Source organism: Paenibacillus mesotrionivorans (genome assembly GCF_046098205.1).
In the GTDB taxonomy this organism is placed as follows: Bacteria; Bacillota; Bacilli; order Paenibacillales; family NBRC-103111; genus Paenibacillus_AR; species Paenibacillus_AR mesotrionivorans.
In genome coordinates this window covers 178,075-197,990 of the sequence record NZ_JBJURJ010000004.1, presented here as the reverse complement: position 1 = coordinate 197,990, position 19,916 = coordinate 178,075, and the positions used below count along the sequence as shown (strand labels likewise).

Below are 19,916 nucleotides of genomic sequence, written 5' to 3'. Positions count from 1 at the left end.
ATGCAGGCATGAATCGTCGATTGTCTTCCGCCCCCCGCTTCCGCAATGATAGAAAATGATACTTCTAACGTATAAAGGAGGACGGGACATGATCAAAAGAATATGCCTGTTTTTGGCAATCAGCCTGGTGGCCGGAATGTGGCCCGGCATTGTTCCTTCCGCCAAAGCCGGCGGCGGCAGTGGGGGTCAAAATTTGATTCCCAATCCCGGCTTTGAGGAAACGGCGGCCAATTCGGCCTGGCTGAACGGAGCAGCGCCTGAAGGCTGGGGCGTCTGGTTTGCCACCGCCGGAGGAGTGGTATCCGTGGATCAGGCGGTTTACCGCAGCGGACAGTCTTCGGTGAAGATTGATCAGACCAAACAATCCCGCACCAACGTGTCCGTTAACGGAGGTGTGGCGGTTCAGCCCGGCGGCAATTACAAGCTGGGCATCTGGATGAAAACGGATCAGGTCACTTCCTCCAGCGGCGTCATATTCCGCACGTATTATTACAACGGCAGCACCAAAACCGGCAACGGCCCCACCTTAACGGTGAAGGGGACAACGGACTGGACCCTTCGGGAGCTGTTCGTTACCGTACCCTCCACTGCCAACAATGTCCGGGTGGAAGTCATGTTCGAGACGGGAACGGGAGTGGTATGGTTGGATGACGCTTCTTTTGTGCAATTTGACGGACTGACAAGCATTGCCTTGCCGGATTCCTTCCTGGAGCTGCAGCAGGGCGGGCAAATTCAGCTTACGCCCATTCTCCAGCCGGCCAACGCCGCAGACAAAACCGTGGTCTGGAGCTCCAGCAATCCGACGGTGGCCGGGGTGGTATACGGCGCGGTAACAGCCCTGTCCCTGGGGGAGGCGGTGGTCCGGGCGGCTACTCCGGACGGTGCGTTGTACGCGGAATGCACGGTGGTGGTGGAGGCTCCTGCGGATATTGCCGCCACAGCGGACCTGAGGCTCCGCTGGTATGACCGGCTTACAGGCAACAGCCTGTACAATCCCGGCGATCCTGACATGAAGGAGACGGTCATAAACGCCGTCTACCAGATCACCAATCCCGGCGGAACAGGCCGTTGGGACACCTTGAACAAGTCTGCCAACCGGACCTATCTGTGGCAGGACAACAGCTCCACCACCTTGTCCGCCCAGCTTTCCAACACCTTCGGTCTGGTCAAAAATATGGCCTTGGCCTATTCCTACACCGGGTCGCCTCTCTATCAAGATATACAGCTGCGGGATGACATCATCTCCGCTCTGGATTGGCTTTACGCCCAGCGCTACAACGAGAATATCGCCAAAATTTACGACAACTGGTACCACTGGGAGATCAGCATCCCCAAGGCCTTGGGGGATACCATGGTGCTGATGTACGATGAACTGGGTCCTGTGCGGATCGCCAATTATCTCCGGGCCATCGACCGGTTTGTGCCTGATCCGGTGAAGCGTAAGTCCCTTAACGACGACTTCCGGGAAACGGGAGCCAATCTTTTGGACAAGGCGGTCGCCGTTACGGTGCGGGGGATTGTCGGCCAGTCCCCATACAAGATCGTCCAGGGCAGCGCCGCCATCGGGCCGGAGTACATCTACACCAAGTCAGGGGACGGCGTGTATGAGGACGGCTCTCTGGTGCAGCATTTTAACATCGCTTACACAGGCGGCTACGGCTCCGTATGGCTGAACAATACGGCGGACATCATGTATCTGTTGAAAGGGTCCAAATGGGCCGTGTCCGATCCTAACGTGAACAATGTGTTCAACTGGATTTCCAGCACCTTCGAGCCGGTGATCTACAAGGGCCTGATGATGGATATTGTCAATGGCCGGGGCATGTCCCGGGAGAGCAGCGGCAAAGCCAAGTCCACCATTCTCTGCATCCTGAGGCTGGCCCAGTCGGCCCCTGCCGGGCAGGCGCTGGAGATGAAGCGGATGGTCAAGGAATGGTTTCTTACGGATACTACCGTGGAAAATCCGTATACGGGATTGTCCTTGTACGATATGGTGCTGCTGAAGGCCATTATGGATGACCCCGGCACCGGACCCCGTGGCGAGCTGGTGAAAAGCCAGGTGTTCGCCGGAATGGACAGAGTGGTAAACCTGCGGGAGGGTTATGGTTTCGCCACGGCCATGTTCTCCGACCGGATTTCCGCCTTCGAGTTCGGCAACGGCGAGAATCTCAAGGGCTGGTACACCGGCTTGGGCATGACCTACCTGTACAACAGTGACCTGACCCAATATATGGATGATTATTGGCCTACCGTGGATTCGTACCGCCTGGCCGGTACCACCACCGACGGCTCCTACCAGGCTCCGGTAGCCTGGGCCGCCTATTATAACCCGCAGAATTGGGTAGGCGGTGTGACCATGGACAGTCTGTACAGCGGAGCGGGTATGGACTTTTCCTTAAGCGGAAGCACGGGAAGCTCCTTGGCCGGCAAAAAATCCTGGTTCGCCTTCGACGACGAAATTGTCGCTGTTGGCTCCGGCATCAGCGGCGGGGACGGCCGGACGGTGGAGACCATTGTGGAGAACCGCAAGCTGTCCGGCGACAACAGCAACACGCTGACTGTAAACGGGACTGTGAAGGATGGGTCCCTGGGTTGGTCGGAGACGATGGAAGGCACCCGATGGGCCCATCTCTCCGGCAATGTGCCGGGGGCGGACATTGGTTATGTATTCCCTGAAGCCCCGGCGGTGAACGGGTTGCGTGAAGCGAGAACCGGTGCCTGGAAGGACATCAACACCACTCAATCCGACACACTCAGGACCCGCAATTATCTGAGTCTGGCCTTCAATCATGGGAGCAATCCGCAGAATGCCGGGTACTCCTATGTGCTCCTGCCGGGCAAAAGCGCCGGCGCCACTGCAGACTACAGCGCACATCCCGATGTGCAGGTGCTCAGCAGCAACAATGCTGTTCACGCCGTAAAGGAGAGCAAGCTGGGGCTGACTGCAGCTAATTTCTGGCAGGCGGGAACGGTAGAGAGCATCACCGCCATTCAACCGGCGGCCGTGATGGTGAAGGAAAGCGGCGGCGGAACTGTGAAGGTGTCCGTAGCTGATCCCACACAGCAGCAGGCTTCCGTCACCATCACGTTAGCCCGTGAGGGGCTGGAACTGGTGGAGAAGGACGAAGGCGTGGACGTAGTGGTGGATGCGGACGGCGTCCACTTGACGGCGGCAACGGATGGAGCCGCGGGGCATACCTTCACAGCAGTGTTCAAGAGCGCAGCCGCAGGTGGAGATGGCGGCGATAACGGAGGCGGCTCCGGGAACGAACCCGGAACGGGCAGCGGCTCGGGGAGCGACACCGGGTCGGGCAGCGGTTCCGGCAGTGACTCCGGATCGGGCAGTGGTTCCGGCAGCGGCTCCGGATCGGGCAGTGGTTCCGGCAGCGGCTCCGGATCGGGCAGTGGTTCCAGCAGCGGCTCGGAGAGCGGCTCCGGCTCTTCTACCAGTGGCAGCGCTGCTTCCACTCCCTCTGAAACCACTGCGTCCTCCCAATCCTCCATTCTTTTGGAGAAGGGGCAAATTGCCGCCCAGCCGCTGGCCGGGGAAGGCAAAGCTCTGGCCAAGGTGGAGGCGGCCCTTCTGGAGCAAGCCTTCAGCCAAGCGCCCCCTGGTCCGGCAGGTGTTAAGGAGACGGTTATCCGCATCGCGGAGGCAGCCGGAGCAGAGCGGTATATGCTGGAGCTGCCTGCTGCAGCGTTAACCTCCGGCGGTTCAGACCGCCGCATCAGGGTGGAAATCCCGGGTGTAGATCTGACACTGCCGGGCAACATGCTGGAAGGTCAAACAATTGGCGTGCCGGTGACCCTGAGCGTTTCCAAAGTGGCACCCGAAACAACAAACCTGCAATTGGCCACCCTTACCGGGAAACGCCCGGTGTTGGAGTTCACCCTGTATGCAGGCGGGAAAGCCCTGTCCTGGGACAGCGGACAAACCACCGTCAGACTAGCTGTGGCTTATGAACCGGCGGCTGCCGAGCAATCCATGTTAAGCTACCTGGGTGTCTATGCGCTGTCTGATGGAGGAAAGGCTGTGCCCGTACCCAGCGGCCGCTACGATGCGGACACCAAGAGCATCGTGTTCCGTCCCGCTCACTTGGGCACATTTGCCGTTGTGCTGGCTGAACCGAAAAACTTCCCTGATCTGGGCAGCTACTCATGGGTCCAAGAAGCAGCGGAGGTACTGGCGGCTAAGGGGCTTTTCGAAGGCGGAACAGACGGGCGCTTCGATCCCGGGGCTCCGCTGACCCGGGCGGACCTGGCCCTGGTACTCACCCGCCTGCTTCAACCCGCCGCCGCTAATCCGTCAGCCTGGGCAGAGCCCTTCGCCGACGTCAGTGCCTCCGCGTATTACTACGAAGCACTAGCACAAGCCCGCTCGGCCGGATGGATCGAAGGCCGGGAGAATAACCGTTTCGCCCCCGATGAGTCCGTCAGTCGCCAGGAGATGATGGCGCTGTTCTATCGGGCCTTGGGCGGCCAAGCGCTCACAGCGCATGCCGCCTCCGCTCCGGCAGATAGAGAGCCGCTATCAGCCTTTGAAGACTCGGCCCAGGTGGCCGGTTACGCTCTCGAAGCAGCAGGCGCCTTCATCAACGCCGGGCTGATCGAGGGAGATGGCGCCCTGCTTCGGCCCCGGGACCCGTTGACCCGCGCCGAGGCTGCCGTCCTGCTGTACCGGATCTACCGGCAGCAGTAACAAAGGAACACCGTTGATGGTGTTCCCTCTGCTTCTAAACGCATCGGCTCACTGACGCAGCCTGTTTCCTTCTGCGGCTTACCCGCTTCCGCAGCCTGACCGCTTACGGCACTGATTACTTACGCAGCTTGCCCGCATCCTTCCAACCGCGCGCGGTTTGGTCCGTATGAGGCTGACTAACACCCCGCGGCCTGATCACTTACGGAACTGAGCGACTCTTAAAAAAGTAAAATCGGCTTATTGGAATTTTAACGGAACTCAGAGGCTCTTACAGAAGCAAACTCAGCCTTAAGGCCGCTCACATCCCATCTAACAGTCTCTCAGTTCCGTTAACGCTGGAGCCAGCCGATTTTCTCCCTATAAGCGCTTCTCAGTTCCGTTACAGTTACTGTGGATGAACATTTCGAGGATCCAGGCGGATTTTCCGGGTTGTAGCGGACGATCGAGGACGGTCGAGGACGGTCGAGGACAGTTGAGAACAGTTGAGGATAGTCGAGGACGTTTCGCCAGTCGCCGTCTCCCATCGCCCATCTCCCACCCTCACATCTCACATCAAAATAGGCCCAGCTAATAAAAAGACCCGCATCCGGCAGCAGAACGCAGCCGTGTGCGGGTCTTTCAGTTTGTTTGGTGCAATGAAAACGGGCAGCCGCCCAATATATGCAATTGCGCTACGCCTCCACAGGCTCCTGCCAGTTCAGGCTATCGCCCCGGCCCATATCCACCTCGAAGCCGCTGACCTTGATACGCATCTCGATGCAGCCGCGGCAGTGGGCCGCTTCGTCACCGGTGCAGATTTTATTCTCGTAGAGGGCGTATTTTTCCCGGACAGAGGTAGGAGACAGGTTGGGCATCACCACGTTGGCTCCGGCCTTGATGGCCTTCTCCCGGCCCTGCGGGTCCAGGCTGCCCATAGCTGTGGTGGCCGGCAGATTTGCTTTGGGCACCAACAGACGGGCAAATGCAACCATCACCAAGGTATTGTCCACGGTGCCGCCCTTCGAACCCTTCAAGGGGGTATCACTGTGGGGGATAAACGGACCGATGCCGATCATATCCGGCTGGAAACGGTGGAGGAAATCCAAATCCTCCGCCAGATGCTCAAGGGTTTGTCCCGGCAGCCCCACCATAAATCCGGCGCCTACCTGGTAGCCGATTTCCTTCAACATACGCAGGCATTCCATCCGGTTATCGAAGGACATGTTTGGATGGAGAGACTCATACAGCTCCCGGGAGGCCGTCTCGTGGCGGAGCAGGAACCGCTCAGCGCCAGCCTTGTACAACGCCTCGTATTCACTGCGGCTGCGTTCCCCAATGGACAGCGTAACCGCGGCGTCGGGGAACTCCCCCTTGATCATACCCAGAATATCCGTAAGCCGGTCTACCGTGTACCACATATCCTCCCCGCTCTGGAGCACGAAGGTGCGGTAGCCCAATTCATATCCCTCCCGGCAGCAGGCGAGGATATCCTCAGGGGCCAGGCGGTACCGGTCCGCATTGCGGTTGCCGGCGCGGATGCCGCAATACATGCAGTCCCGGCGGCAGTAGTTGGAGAATTCCACCAGCCCCCGCATAAATACCCGCGGCCCGTAGTGGGCAAGACGGGTTCGGTTAGCATAATCGAACAGCCGCGATTTATGCTGCGGGTCCTCCATCATGCGGAGCGCATCTATAATCTCATCCTTGGTAAGCGAATGGGTCTCAAACAGCTGATCCAGCAGATCCGTCATGATGTTATCCTCCTTGCCGGCCGCTCCATGTGGTGCACAGGCCTCCGGCTGTCTCTTTTCCCCACCGTAGCACGGGAAGCGAGACGGGAGATATGATTTTTATCATATTATTGTGAAACTTTTCACACCCAGTATCGGAGAAGTCCGTATACAAGAAAAAAGCAGCACAGACGGCTTTCCCGCCAAGTGCTGCTTCCCTGTTTTCACCTGTTTCAGACTACGTCGTAGCCTTGGTCTTCAATAGCATTCTTCAATGCGGCTTCATCCAGCTTGGACGCATCATATTCCACGGTGACGGTTTTGGCCGCCAGGTCCACCGTGCCCTTGGCTCCGATATTTTGCAGGGCGCCCTCTACGGATTTTACGCAATGATTGCAGGACATGCCTTCTACCTTCAGAGTTGCTTGTGCCATGTTCAATCTCTCCTTTGAAAAATTATATTTGATCGCTGCCACCTTCAATTACCGCATCAGTTTGTTGACGGTGATCAGCAGCTCATCCAGAACCTCATTGTCCCCTTCCAAAATACGCTCCACCACACAGGATTTCATATGGCCCTCCAGCAGCAGCTTGCCCACTCCGTTCAGAGCGGACTGAATCGCCGCGATCTGGTTCAGGACATCGTCGCAATAAACATCCTTCTCGATCAGCCCCTTCACACCACGGATCTGTCCTTCAATCCGGTTGAGCCGGTTTACGAGGCTGGACTTCATCTCCTGGGAATGATGGCTTTTGCGGGGCTGGGTGGAGTCGCAGCAGCCCGCTCCCTCATGGCCCGTTCCATGTGAAGGGCTGCAGTGGTTTTGGCTGTCCTGATTCATTTTGTCTTCCATTTTACTCGAGCCTCCTCTCTGGCAAAGTCCGTCCGCCGAAGCGGGGCGGCTCTGCTTTTTTTATGGGAATGCTTTAGAAAAGGCGGTTTCCTACAGGGGTTACAGCTTGATGCGCTGCAGCCGGAGAGCGTTCAGCACTACCGATACCGAGCTCATGGCCATGGCCGCACCGGCCAGCCAAGGAGCCAGGAACCCGGCGGCGGCAATAGGGATGCCCAGGGAGTTGTAAGCCAGAGCCCAGAATAAATTCTGCTTAATATTCCCCATGGTTCTGCGGCTCATGTAGATGGCGTCGGCGATGCCGTTCAGGTCGCCCCGGAGAAGCGTGATGTCCGCGGCCTCCATGGCCACGTCCGTGCCGGTGCCCATAGCCATACCGATGTCGGCTGTAGCCAAGGCCGGAGCATCGTTAATGCCGTCGCCTACCATCGCCACCTTGCGGCCCTCCTGCTGGAGCTTGCGGACCTCCTCCGCCTTGCCCTCCGGCAGCACCTCCGCCAGCACCCGGGGAATCCCCGCCTGCTTGGCAATGGCCTCTGCTGTGCGCTGATTGTCGCCGGTTAGCATCACCACGGTCAGGCCCAGCTTCAACAGTCGGTCCACCGCCTCGCGGGAGGACTCCTTCATGGTGTCCGCCACGGCCAGGACGCCCGCATAAGTCCCGTCCACCGCCACCAGCATGGCGGTTTTGCCCGCTTGCTCCAGCCGTTCCATCTCCCGGCCGGCGCCGCCAAAATCCACGCCGCTCTCCTCCAGGAGACGGCGGGTGCCAACGGCCAAACGCCGATCCTCTATCGTGGCGCGGATGCCGTAGCCCGGCACCGCGGCGAACTCTCCGGCGGCGGCCAGAACCAACCCCCGCTCCTCCGCCCCCCTGACAATGGCCTCGGCCAGGGGATGCTCCGACGGCTTCTCCGCCGCGGCCGCCAGGCGGAGCAATAGATCCTCCCCGCCCTGCCAGCCCGGGGCGGGAATCACATCCGTGAGCACCGGCTTGCCGTGGGTGACGGTGCCGGTTTTGTCCAGCACAACGGTATCGATGTGCCCGGTTTGCTCCAGATGCTCGCCGCCCTTAAACAGGATGCCCGCCTCAGCGGCACGTCCGGAGCCTGCCATAATTGAGGTGGGTGTAGCCAGCCCCAAGGCACAGGGGCAGGCGATAACCAGCACCGCGATGGCTTTCTCCAGCGCTCCGGCGAATTCTCCCGGTGCAATGGCATAATACCACAGAAGGAAGGTAATCGCCGCTAAAGCGACCACTACGGGAACGAAAATTCCGGATATTTTGTCCGCCACCCGCTGGATGGGAGCCTTGGAGCTTTGGGCCTCCTCCACCACCCGGATGATCTGGGCCAGCGCCGTGTCCCGGCCCACCTTGACCGCACGGACCTTTAGGGCCCCGTTTTTGTTAATAGTTGCCCCGATCACCTGGTGCCCGGGCGCCTTCTCCACCGGAATGCTCTCACCGGTGATCATGGATTCGTCTACCGCCGAGCTGCCCTCCAGCACCAACGCATCCACGGGAATTTTTTCACCCGGCTTCACCAGCAGCACGTCTCCCGCCACCACCTGCTCGATGGGTACCTGCAGCTCGGCTCCGTCCCGGATCACCAGCGCCGTTTTGGCCTGGAGTCCCATCAGCGTGCGGATGGCCTCCGAGGTCCGGCCCTTGGCCATGGCCTCGAAGAGCTTGCCCAGAAGAATCAGGGTAATCAGCACGGCGCTGGTCTCAAAATACAGCTCCGGCATATGATGCGCACTCCCGCCATCCGCCGCCCATACCCCGGTAAGGTATACACTATAGAAATAGGCCGCCGACGTTCCCAGCGCCACCAGCACATCCATATTGGCGCTGCCGTTCCACAGAGCCTTGGCCGCTCCTTTATAGAAGGGCCAGCCGATCCAGAATTGAACTACAGAGGACAACACAAGCTGTACCCACGGGTTCATGAAGGCATCCGGCACCCACAGGAAGGAGGTCCACGAGAAATGCCCCACCATGGACCATAAAAGCGGCAGCGACAGAACCGCCGAAATCCCGAACACAATCTGTTTGTGCCGGATATCCTTCTTGCGCTGGCCCTCCCGGTCTCCTCCCTGCGCTTCCTTCCGGGAAGCGGTATACCCCAGCTGAGTAACCTTGCGGATCAGGTCCTCCGCCGAGAGCTCTCCGCCCCACTCCACATGGGCCGTTTCCAAAGCCAAATTCACATTGGCCTTGGTGACACCAGGCATCCGGGCCAATCCCTTCTCGATTCTGGCGGCACACGCAGCGCAGGTCATACCGCTGATGTCCAGCTCCACCGACTGGCGGGCAATGCCGTAGCCCAGTGCCTCCACCTTGGATTCCAGCGCCTCGGCGGTCACCTTGGCCGGATCATATGCAACCGTTGCCCGCTCCAGCGCCAGATTCACATTAGCCTGGGTAACCCCGTCCATCCGGGACAGCCCCTTTTCGATTCTGGCAGCGCAAGCCGCACAGGTCATGCCTGTAATCTGAAAGGAGCTTTGGGCTGTTCCTGTCGTTTCCATCTGAATCACCTCATATTCCTGCTTTGTGATTACGATCCAATATACCCTGTGGGGGTATCTTCAACACATTCATCATAACATACCCCCTCCCCCTATGCAAGCGGAGATCGCAAGGGCAAAGTTTCATGATATTATCATTTTTCTCCCGGGGAAAGCACCCTATTTTTTCTTATAATGAGATTGTAAGCCCTATCCTATGTATAAATGGAGGATTGTTCCATGGAGTATCTCTCCAGTCTGTCCGGTCCCGATCTGGAAATTGACAGGGATCTGCTGGTAAAGGCCATCGACTTGTCCCAAGGCGACAGCCGTCCGGTATCCCTATTTTTGACAGGCGCATTACGCACGTACATTAACAAATCCAGACTGGAATCCATGGGGTTTAAGGAAACGCTGTTCCGCCTCCGCCGTTTCGAGGAGGTCAAACGCGTCTACTGCAAGCGCATCGCCCACTTCGAGAAAAAACAAGATGAGAATACACATTTGAACGACCCCAACTTCTGCGGCATCATCTACCCCTCAACCCTGACGGAAGTTTTCCTGACAGCAAAAGGGAACCTGATCGTCCAGAAGTCTGTGGCCAAGGAGGTCCACTACTGCAACGGCCAAGCGATTGGGGAAACCGTTTTCAGCTCTTCGGAGCGTTATCTGAACAGTGCGGAGGAATACCAGGCTCCGCGGGTAATGGACGTAATCGTCCACAACCAGTTTGACGCGGTGCGCAAGGATCTTCCCGAGTCCCTTCACAGCACAGTCATTTCGGCTCTGAACATCCGGATTACCCAACGGCTGTCCGAGCAGCTGGACCCGGAATTCCTGCAGGAGCTTGAACTGTAAGCGGTACCTTTCCTGTCTCTGCTTCGTTGTCCAGCCATATCCGCCGGAGAGGTTCCTTTTCTTCCGCAGCTTGAGCCTGGACCGGCTTTCCAGTGAGCCGGTTTAGGCTTTTTGGCTGTCCGCCCCAATAACAACGGGCTTTGCCGGCGGTTTTTTGCCGACCTCGCGGGCTGCGGCTTAGGGTCTGCCACAATCCGCATCAAGTTACCAAAAAAGGTCATCGGTCTACCCTGTTCTTCCCCCACCCCTTCTCCTACAATAAAGATAGTTGGTATCACTCCTATACATCTCTTGTAATATGAACGTCACTAAACTTCCCATGGAATGACCAAGGAGGATCAGATGGAACTTTCATTGAGCATGTGGAGCGTCCACCGGACCGTGAGAGAAAACGGCTGGACCGTACTGGACTTTGTAGATTTTTGCAATAAGGAAGGCATTAAGCAGGTTGAGCTGTTGAATGTATTCTGGAAAAATGCCGCTATTGAGCTGCCCACTGTGGTAGCCGCCTTGAAGAGCAAAGGCATCCGGGCTTCCAGCTATGCTGTGGCCAATGATTTCGCCAAGGAAAATGCCGAGGAGCGCCAAGCCGCCCTCCAGGAAATTCTGGATGCCATTCCGGTAGCGCAGGCGCTGGGTGTGAACGTCATCCGGGTATTTTCCGGTAATCTGACAGAACATGTAACCTACGACAATGCCTTGGGCTGGATTGTAGAGGGTTTGCGTGCAGCTGCAGAAGCGGCGGGCAAGGCAGGCATCACCCTTTGTCTGGAAAACCACGGCAAGCTTGCCGGAAGCGGCGTACAGGTGAAGGCGATCCTGGACAAAGTGAATTCTCCTTATCTGAAGTCCACCTTCGATACCGGCAACTTCCTGCTGGTGGACGAGGAGCCGCTGACGGCGCTGGATGTGCTGATCGGCGAGGTGGCGCATGTGCACTTCAAGGATTTTGTGCGGCTGCCTGATGGGCGTTATAAATCGCTGGCCGGGACCTCCTTCGAAGGTGTCAGCCTGGGTCTGGGCGATGTGGACCTGGCGGAGATTGTCCGCCGTTTGAAGGATCGCGGCTACGAAGGCGCGTATGTGCTGGAGTATGAAGGACTGGGCAGCGAGGCCGAAGGCATCCGCAAGAGCTACGAATATTTCGGCACATTGGTGTAAAAGAACCGCCGAGGGGTGGTACGGCGGGCACAGCAGCGGCAAAGCCTCCAAGCAGAGCGGGACGCTCCTGCTGTTGGGCGAGCTCCTGCCGAGTGCCGACTGGCGCGGGGGACACTCTCTCTCCCTGATGAGCGCACACCCTTCCGATGGGTGTACCCCTGCTGACGGACGTGCACCTGCTGTTGCACCCGCTCTGCTGACGAGCGCGCTCCTGCACTCCTAACCCCAACGACATCAGAGACCTTATTCCGCTCAAAATGACCTCCTTCGCATTCTAACGGACTCAGCAGCCGCTATATGGGACTTTTGAGCCGGATTCGTCCAGTTGATGCTCCATTAAGCGCGCTGGTGTCCGTTAGTTTCCGGAAAAGGCGCTTTTCAGCGGAATAGCGCTTCTGGAGTCCGTTAGCCAAACGCGCTCTGGTTCACTAGGCTTCTGCAGCCCCTGTCAGAGCAGCAGCCACGCGAAAAACGGCGGCACCATGCACACAATCGGCACTGCCGCCTACAAAAACTTGAACAACAACGGCCGGCGGTGAACGCCTCCCGCCTTCCGACCGACTATAACGTTTTGAGGCTGTCAGGAAATAAAGTATCGTTCATTTCCTGACAGCTCCTTACGGCAAAAGGAGACAGCTTGAATGGAACGTAACCTCTACGCGGACATTGCCATCCTGGGCGGCGGCACCGGCGGCGTCGCGGCCGCACTGGCGGCGGCCAAAGCCGGCAAACAGGTCATCATGACCGAAGAAACCGACTGGGTCGGCGGCCAGCTGACCAGCCAGGCGGTGCCCCCGGATGAGCATCCTTGGATCGAATCCTTCGGCTGTACGACCAGCTACCGGCTTTTCCGGGAGGGCGTACGGCAGTATTACCGGGACCACTTCCCCCTGACGCCGGACGCTGCCTCCAACCCCCGCCTGAATCCCGGCAGCGGCATTGTCAGCCGCTTGTGCCACGAGCCCCGCGCAGCCTTGGCGGTGCTCCAGGACATGCTGGCGCCCTATGTGCACAGCGGGCGCATCCGGATCCTCCACCGCTACCGGATTGAAGCGGCGGAGACAGCCGGTGACAAGGTGACGTCGGTCACCGTCAAGCACTTGGACAGCGGCGACACCGCCAAATTGTCGGCGTCCTATTACATCGACGCCACCGAATGCGGCGACCTGCTGCCCAAAGCCGGGATCGAATATGTCACCGGCGCCGAAAGCCGTGCCGAAACCGGCGAGCCCCACGCAGTTGACGGGGACGCGCAGCCGATGGATATGCAGAGCTTCACCTATTGCTTCGCGGTGGACTACCTGGAGAACGAGGACCACACTATCCCGAAGCCCGAAATGTACGATTTCTGGCGCAGCTACAAGGCCGACTTCTGGCCGGACCGGCTGCTCAGCCTCACCGGCGTAAAACCCTCCACCATGGAAAAGGTGGACTACGAGCTTTTTCCCAATGCAGAGGGGAAATTCCCCTTATTCGCGTATCGGCAGATTCTTGACCGCTGGCATTTCCGGCTGGGTCTGTTCAACAGCTCCATCTCACTGATCAACTGGCCCCAGAACGATTATTGGCTGGGCGGGATCATCGACGTGACGGAGGAGGAACGGCAGAAGCATCTGTACGAGGCGAAGCAGCTGAGCCTGTCCCTGCTGTACTGGCTGCAGACCGAAGCCCCCCGCCCCGACGGCAAAACCGGCTACCCCGGCCTGCGTTTGCGCCCCGATGTTACGGGCACCGAGGATGGTCTGGCTATGTATCCATACATCCGGGAATCCCGGCGGATCAAGGCCCAGTTCACCGTGCTGGAGCAGCATGTAGCCACAGATTGCCGTCCCGATGGCAAGGCCGAGGAGTTTTTTGACAGTGTGGGTGTAGGCTGTTACCGCATCGACCTGCATCCCAGCACCCAAGGTGTGCCGTATATAGATATTTCCTCCCTGCCCTTCCAGATTCCCCTGGGCAGTCTGATTCCAGTGCGAGTCACCAACGTACTGGCGGCCGCCAAAAATATCGGCGTCACTCACATCACCAACGGCTGCTACCGCCTTCATCCGGTGGAATGGAACATCGGTGAAGCGGCCGGCTACTGCGCCAGCTATTGCCTGGATAAAGGCTTTACTCCCAAGGACCTGCGGGATTTCGCACCGGAGCTGGCCAGCTTCCAGCAGTTGCTTGTCCGTGAGGGTGTAGAGCTGAAGTGGCCCGCACTGCGGCCGGTGTAAGCAGCAGATTTGAGCGTTTAGCATATCCGCTTCGGCTTGGCGGATGCATATATCTTTTAGAAGCAGCAATCCCAACCCACTAATTCATGAGGTGATCCACATGAGCGGCAAAATCCGCATCGGCGTTATCGGCGCCGGCTCTATTTCCGAAATGCACTTCAGCTCCTACTCCAAAAATCCCGACGCTGTCCTGAGCGCTGTCTGCGACCTGAAGGAAGAACGGGCCAAGGCCAAGGCTGAGAAGTACAATATCCCCAACATCTATACCGACTATCATGAGCTTCTCGCCAACCCGGACATCGACGCGGTGAGCATCTGCACCTGGAACAACAGCCATGCCGAAATCAGCATCGCCGCCCTGAAAGCAGGCAAAAACGTGCTGTGCGAAAAGCCCCTCTGCAAAACCGTCGAGGAAGCGCTGGCTGTAGAGCAGGCTGTGAAGGAATCCGGTAAAACCCTGCATGTCGGCTTTGTCCGCCGGTATGCCTCCAATACCCGGATCGTCAAATCCTTTATGGATGCGGGCGAAATCGGTCCCATCTACTATGCCAAGGCCTCCTGTATCCGCAAGCTGGGCAACCCCGGCGGCTGGTTTTCCGATGTGGAGCGCTCCGGCGGCGGACCGCTGATCGACGTGGGTGTCCATGTCATCGACCTGTGCTGGTACCTGATGGGCAAACCCAAGGTGAAGTCCATCAGCGGCAACACCTACAACCGTCTGGGCAACCGGGCGAATGTGAAGAACCTGCGCTTTTACAAGGCGGCGGATTATAATGCGGAGTTGAACACCGTTGAGGATATGGCCAATGCTATGATCCGTTTCGAAAATGGCGCTTCCCTCATCGTGGATGTGAGCTTCACCCTTCATGCCAAGGAAGATGAGCTGACCGTCAAGCTGTTCGGCGAAAAGGGCGGCGTGGAGCTGGAGCCCAAGCTGACTCTGATCACAGAAAAGCATGACACCATCCTCAATTCCACACCGCAAATCGATAATCTGTCCTTCGATTTTGTGTCCGGCTTCCAGGACGAAATGAACTTCTTTATCGAGGTGTGCCAAGGCACCAAAACCACCCTGAGCCCGGTGGAGGACGGCGTGGAGATCATGAAGATTCTCTGCGGCGTATACGAATCCGCCCGTCTCGGCAAGGAAATTTATTTCGACTAAGGAGCTGTGAGGAAATTAGTATCCGCTTTTGTTGATAAAATCTCCACGGTTTTAGGAGTTTTATCAGCAAATTAGCGGTACTTATTTCGTCACAGTCTCCAAGAGACTGCGGTGAATAAAAAGGAGGGTCATCCCATGGGGGAAACCAAAGTGCGCATCGGCAATCCCATCGGCGTTATCGTGGACAGCTTTGGCGTTGGTGTCCGTGAGGGACTGCGGAAGGCCAAGGAGGTTGGCGCGGACGGAGTGCAAATCTACGCCGTTTCCGGCGAGATGGACCCGGACAATCTGGACGCGGCTGCCCGCCAGGACCTAAAGGCATATATCGCTTCGCTGGGCCTGGAGATCAGCGCCCTCTGCGGCGACCTGGGGGGCCACGGCTTCCAGGATAAAACCGAGAATCCGGCCAAGGTGGAAAAATCCAAGCGAATTCTCGACCTGGCTCTGGACCTGGGCACCAACGTGGTCACCACGCACATCGGCATTGTGCCGGAGGATAAGGACAGCGACGTGTATAAGGCGATGCAGGAGGCCTGCAGAGAACTCAATGAATATGCCGTCAGCCGCAATGCCTTTTTCGCCATCGAAACCGGACCCGAGCGGGCGGCCCATCTGAAGGAGTTCCTGGATTCCCTGGGCGGCAACGGGGTATCCGTCAACTTCGACCCGGCCAACATGGTGATGGTCACCGGCGACGATCCTGTGGAGGGTGTTAAGCTTCTACGGGATTATGTGGTGCACACCCACGTGAAGGACGGGGTCCGGCTGAAGGAAATCGATCCCCGTCTGGTGTACGGGGCATTGGGCTTTGAGCCCATGGACCACGCCAAGATCGCCGTGATGGTGAGCTCCGGCGAGTTTTTCCGGGAGGTGCCCCTGGGCGAGGGCAAGGTGGACTTCGATGCCTACTTCACCGCATTGGCGGAGATCGGCTACAAGGGCTACCTCACCATCGAACGCGAGGTAGGCGCCAACCCCGGAGAGGACATCCGCCGGGCGGTACAGTTCATCAAGGGTTATCGCTGATTAGAGCAGCCAGGCGGCGAGGCAGTCGGGTAATCGGACTACCTTGGCCTACCTTGGCCTACCTTGGCCTACCTTGGCCGTCGGCTTTGGTTAAAAAAAGCTGTCCCGAAGCAGACATGAGTCTGCCGGCGGGGCAGCTTTTTTTGAGGATCAGGCTAGGCCAGGTCTCCTCCAAAGGTTCAGGTTATGACTGGAATTCCATTATCACCAAATACTATATCTCAAAAAGGGACTTATGAAATCAATCTTTCTTACTTTACAAATATAAAGTAAAAGGTCTTGAGGCTGTGCATGAAGTTCCCCCTATACGAAAGCGAACCAACTACACAAAATACCTTGCGGTTATAATATTGTTGACAATTTTACCATATAGTTGTAACCTAAACCCATAAAATAGAAATACTTCAATTATCAAGACGGGCCCGCCTTTTTATAAAATTAACTAGAGAAGGGTTGGAACGAACTTGAAAAAAGCCATCAGATCCTTTTGTGTATTTCTATCAATTTGGTATTGTTAGCGAGTTTACCATTCAGTGCAATTGCAGCCAAGACAAATGCTGAGATTATTGAAAAAACTCAGGTATTGAAAACTCTGGACGGAAACGAAATAGGTGTGGAACTTCAAACGTTAAACATTTCAAATGAAAAATCTAAAAACACTACCAAAGTTACTATTGTTGATATACGCAAATATACTCTATCACCTGGAATGGAAAACTACCGGGAAATATATAAGGATAAACAAACTACAACTGTCTTTGAGAAAAAACAAGATGGTAATTATTATGTAAATGGCAAACTCAACACATTGACCCTTACTAAAGAACAATTCCAAAAATTTGCTGGTACTAGCCCTTCAAATGGAGGGATGTCCACTATGGAGTTTGGTGGAACCAGAGCTTCGTGTTATTATGATAATTATGAATCTTCCCCAGGTGGAACTTATTATGCCGCTTGTTATGAACACTTTGATAGCGATGGTGTCGCTGGGGATAACATCTCTAAGTATTTTGCATCCACAAACACTTATGCCAGTGATTATAAAATGTATGCGAATGCTTTTGCTAACGACATTGATGATCTAAATGCTGCATGTGTAGCTGCAGCAATTGCATTAGGTTTAGCAATCCCTTCTATTTTTAATCCAATTGCGCTTATTGTTGAGTTAATTGCTGGTGGAGCCATTGGTTATGATGTTTATAGTGCATTAAATAACGCTGATAATGATATTAATAGAGCTTATAACACCTTATTTGTGATGTAGTTTTGCAAGCTAAGCAACAAGGGGATATCGTCTTGTTCTCTAATTGCAAATCGGGAGGATATTATGTTCAATTGGTTGCTCCTATTGCTTAGTGTAGAAATTGCGTATTTATTTCTCATCGTTAAGAGAAAGAAATTAATCAGTCACACTAAAAAAAACATTTCGTTCTTTAGCCTTACAAATATTATTGCAGCTTTAATAACATGGATGGACAAACATATTTTGTTCTAATTCTTGCCGGAATTATGTTTTTGATTAATCATTCTTTCATATTGTATATTTTAAATAATAATGAACAGCTACATAATCAAAATTAAGTTGAAGGCTGTCCAGAAAGCCAGTTAAAACTGACTGCTGGATAGCCTCTTATTCTTCAATTAGACTTATTCAGTAGCCACCACTTCATAATAAGGTACCTTCACGATTTCTTTGGCCACGGAAATATAATGTTAACTTCTTTATTCTCTATACTTCCCCCTCATACTCCTCTCCCAGCAAAGCCGCCCGCGCCACGGGCCAGTTGATCTGGGAGGCGTCGAACAGCATAACGCCGTCGGTGGCGGCGAGTCCGGCCTGGATGACCTCCCGCTGGAGCGCCGGAGCCGGGACATTGGTGACCGCGATTCCTGTATACAGCGGGATTTCCCCGTTGGTGACAATGTTGGCCAAGGTGGCGTATTTCTCCACCTCCTGACCGGTGGTCTGGTAGGCGCCGATCATCAGGAAGTCCAGATACCCGATGTAGCCCGTCTGGCAATATTCCGGCGTATACAAGGAGGCGTCCTGCAAACCCAGCCGTTCATCGAACCGGAAGCTGGGGCTGCCCCAGTTGACCCCGTTCAGGTAGTATATTTCGTACCAGGAGCCCACGTAGGCGGAAACCTGGATTGGGCGTCCGGTAGAGTTCCGGTATGAGTTAACCAGTTCCTTAATCTCGGCAAAAAAACGCTTGATGGTCCCCGCCCGGAATTCCCACCAGTCCTGGATCAGCGGGCCGTCCACCCGGATGGTGCCGTCATAGACAAACACATCTGCCGGCCAGTTCGCCAGACGTTTGCCCCTGGCGCGGAGAAACACCTCGAACTTGGCTCTGGTGACGTCACTAAAGTCCGCTGCTTCATTATCGTAGCGGCTCCGGTCATGAATGACCCCGTCCACCCGGTAATTCTTAATAATCTCCTCGAAGGTCAGCCGCGCATACTCCCAGACCTGGTCATGGGAGGGATTGACGAAGGCCACCGGTCCTTTCTTGAGACTTTCCCGCTGGCGCCGGATTTCCCCGTTATTTTCCGGTATGTAAATCCGTTCTTCCCAGTCTAAATGTTGGTCCAACACGGCATACTCATCCCGTGCAATGGAGCCCTCCGCAAACACATTCAAGGCCGCATGAATCTCCAGACCAAGTGCATGTCCATGGGTGATAAATTCCTCCAGCATGTCCAGCTCCGGGTTAGCCCCGGCCTTGGCTGGGGCCTTGATCTCACTCACGTAAGGGCGTCCGGTGAGATCATTCTTTTTGTAGGAGACGAACCCTTCTACCCCTTTTACGTCCAGCGCGATCTTGGTCACCCCGTTGTCCCTGGCCAACTGGAGAAAGTCCAGCACATCCGCACTGCTTTGGAACCTTTTGGCATTCACCGTCTGGTCCACCCAAAGCACCACTTCCTTCTCCGGAGCAGAACGGGGGCGGCTAAAGATGACCAGTTCCCGCGATGTCTCCTCCACGCCCTTCCTCAGCAGCTGCACCCGAATATAATTGATTCCCGGCTGAAGCGGAGAACAATGGGAAAAGCTGCCGTCCTGTGTTACCGGCGCCTCCACTCCATTTACGAAAAGCTGCATGCCGGACATATCCCCCGTATGGCGGATTGTTCCGGTAACCCAGTGATTCGCTTCCATAGCAGTCACCATGGGGTAATTGTCCAGCACCAGCTTAGCCGTGCTCCCCATCATCTCCTCAACAGGCACAACCTGACCGTTCCTGCGGAGCTTCACCAAATCGCCCACTCTAAACCTTTCCGCCAAAAAATACCCTGCACCTTCAGGCACCGTACCTTCATCCCCGGCAAAAAGCACATATCCCCCTTCAGGAATCTCCAATTCAACCGCTTCTGTTGTGGAAACACCGGCATCATTGCCGTCCGTTAATGAGGGAAGCACCACCTGTGCCACCTTGCTATCCGCACCAACCTGCACCGCCGCATAAGCTGAGGAAATGGACACCGTTTCTCCATACTCCCGCGTAAACAAAAGGATGCCCTCCAACTCCCCCCGCTCCCGGTCGATACCTGCAATGCTCCAAAGGGGCCCCTGCACATGGATGGTAATATCCTCCGGCGCCGCCTCCACCTCAATCCCTTCCGCCCGCGTTACCTCTTGCGGTACAGCATCATCCGCTTTCATGGAAAAATGCCCCCTTTTCTTCTATTTACATCTTCTTCGCCTTGTAT

Annotated in this window: 12 protein-coding genes; 7 read left to right on the top strand and 5 right to left on the bottom strand. The window is 56.2% G+C overall.

Annotated elements, in window-relative coordinates:
• Positions 1-88: 88 nt before the first annotated feature.
• Positions 89-4,699, top strand: coding sequence for a polysaccharide lyase family 8 super-sandwich domain-containing protein (locus ACI1P1_RS07450; RefSeq protein WP_416215736.1), 4,611 nt, complete (start codon positions 89-91; stop codon positions 4,697-4,699).
• A gap of 671 nt (positions 4,700-5,370) precedes the next feature.
• Here ACI1P1_RS07450 and hydE read toward each other — a convergent pair.
• The 4 genes from hydE to ACI1P1_RS07430 all read right to left on the bottom strand — a co-directional run bounded on the left by hydE (position 5,371) and on the right by ACI1P1_RS07430 (position 9,794).
• Positions 5,371-6,429 (bottom strand): [FeFe] hydrogenase H-cluster radical SAM maturase HydE, encoded by a 1,059-nt coding sequence (hydE, locus tag ACI1P1_RS07445; protein WP_416215735.1) that lies wholly within the window; start codon positions 6,427-6,429, stop codon positions 5,371-5,373.
• A gap of 212 nt (positions 6,430-6,641) precedes the next feature.
• Entirely contained in the window at positions 6,642-6,842 is a 201-nt protein-coding gene (locus tag ACI1P1_RS07440) for a copper ion binding protein (protein WP_416215734.1), read from the bottom strand.
• Positions 6,843-6,890: 48 nt separating this feature from the next.
• Positions 6,891-7,262, bottom strand: coding sequence for a metal-sensitive transcriptional regulator (locus ACI1P1_RS07435; RefSeq protein WP_416215733.1), 372 nt, complete (start codon positions 7,260-7,262; stop codon positions 6,891-6,893).
• 99 nt (positions 7,263-7,361) lie between these two features.
• Entirely contained in the window at positions 7,362-9,794 is a 2,433-nt protein-coding gene (locus ACI1P1_RS07430; protein ID WP_416215732.1) for a heavy metal translocating P-type ATPase, read from the bottom strand.
• A gap of 219 nt (positions 9,795-10,013) precedes the next feature.
• Between ACI1P1_RS07430 and ACI1P1_RS07425 the strand changes: the two genes are divergently transcribed.
• From ACI1P1_RS07425 to ACI1P1_RS07400, 6 genes are all read left to right on the top strand, one after another.
• Positions 10,014-10,631, top strand: coding sequence for a hypothetical protein (locus tag ACI1P1_RS07425; RefSeq protein WP_416215731.1), 618 nt, complete (start codon positions 10,014-10,016; stop codon positions 10,629-10,631).
• 342 nt (positions 10,632-10,973) lie between these two features.
• Positions 10,974-11,792 carry a sugar phosphate isomerase/epimerase family protein gene (locus ACI1P1_RS07420; RefSeq protein ID WP_416215730.1) on the top strand — a complete coding sequence of 273 codons (819 nt, stop codon included), beginning with the start codon at positions 10,974-10,976 and terminating at the stop codon, positions 11,790-11,792.
• A gap of 641 nt (positions 11,793-12,433) precedes the next feature.
• Positions 12,434-14,011 carry an FAD-dependent oxidoreductase gene (locus ACI1P1_RS07415; protein ID WP_416215729.1) on the top strand — a complete coding sequence of 526 codons (1,578 nt, stop codon included), beginning with the start codon at positions 12,434-12,436 and terminating at the stop codon, positions 14,009-14,011.
• 100 nt (positions 14,012-14,111) lie between these two features.
• Positions 14,112-15,176 (top strand): Gfo/Idh/MocA family protein, encoded by a 1,065-nt coding sequence (locus tag ACI1P1_RS07410; protein ID WP_416215728.1) that lies wholly within the window; start codon positions 14,112-14,114, stop codon positions 15,174-15,176.
• A gap of 135 nt (positions 15,177-15,311) precedes the next feature.
• A complete protein-coding gene (locus tag ACI1P1_RS07405; protein WP_416215727.1) occupies positions 15,312-16,202 on the top strand; it encodes a sugar phosphate isomerase/epimerase family protein in 891 nt (296 codons plus the stop codon).
• 505 nt (positions 16,203-16,707) lie between these two features.
• A complete protein-coding gene (locus tag ACI1P1_RS07400; RefSeq protein WP_416215726.1) occupies positions 16,708-17,466 on the top strand; it encodes a hypothetical protein in 759 nt (252 codons plus the stop codon).
• A 465-nt stretch (positions 17,467-17,931) separates the two neighbouring features.
• Here the strand turns inward: ACI1P1_RS07400 and ACI1P1_RS07395 are convergent, their stop codons facing one another.
• Positions 17,932-19,869, bottom strand: a complete 1,938-nt coding sequence (locus ACI1P1_RS07395) for a family 10 glycosylhydrolase (RefSeq protein WP_416215725.1) — start codon at positions 19,867-19,869, stop codon at positions 17,932-17,934.
• Positions 19,870-19,916 lie beyond the last annotated feature (47 nt).

Excerpts from the sequence above, each read along its gene's own strand:
- ACI1P1_RS07450 (WP_416215736.1), top strand. The coding sequence starts at position 89 with ATGATCAAAAGAATATGCCTGTTTTTGGCAATCAGCCTGGTGGCCGGA.
- ACI1P1_RS07415 (WP_416215729.1), top strand. The coding sequence starts at position 12,434 with ATGGAACGTAACCTCTACGCGGACATTGCCATCCTGGGCGGCGGCACC.
- ACI1P1_RS07420 (WP_416215730.1), top strand. The coding sequence starts at position 10,974 with ATGGAACTTTCATTGAGCATGTGGAGCGTCCACCGGACCGTGAGAGAA.
- ACI1P1_RS07435 (WP_416215733.1), bottom strand. The coding sequence starts at position 7,262 with ATGGAAGACAAAATGAATCAGGACAGCCAAAACCACTGCAGCCCTTCA.
- ACI1P1_RS07440 (WP_416215734.1), bottom strand. The coding sequence starts at position 6,842 with ATGGCACAAGCAACTCTGAAGGTAGAAGGCATGTCCTGCAATCATTGC.
- ACI1P1_RS07430 (WP_416215732.1), bottom strand. The coding sequence starts at position 9,794 with ATGGAAACGACAGGAACAGCCCAAAGCTCCTTTCAGATTACAGGCATG.
- ACI1P1_RS07405 (WP_416215727.1), top strand. The coding sequence starts at position 15,312 with ATGGGGGAAACCAAAGTGCGCATCGGCAATCCCATCGGCGTTATCGTG.
- ACI1P1_RS07395 (WP_416215725.1), bottom strand. The coding sequence starts at position 19,869 with ATGAAAGCGGATGATGCTGTACCGCAAGAGGTAACGCGGGCGGAAGGG.
- ACI1P1_RS07410 (WP_416215728.1), top strand. The coding sequence starts at position 14,112 with ATGAGCGGCAAAATCCGCATCGGCGTTATCGGCGCCGGCTCTATTTCC.
- ACI1P1_RS07425 (WP_416215731.1), top strand. The coding sequence starts at position 10,014 with ATGGAGTATCTCTCCAGTCTGTCCGGTCCCGATCTGGAAATTGACAGG.
- hydE (WP_416215735.1), bottom strand. The coding sequence starts at position 6,429 with ATGACGGATCTGCTGGATCAGCTGTTTGAGACCCATTCGCTTACCAAG.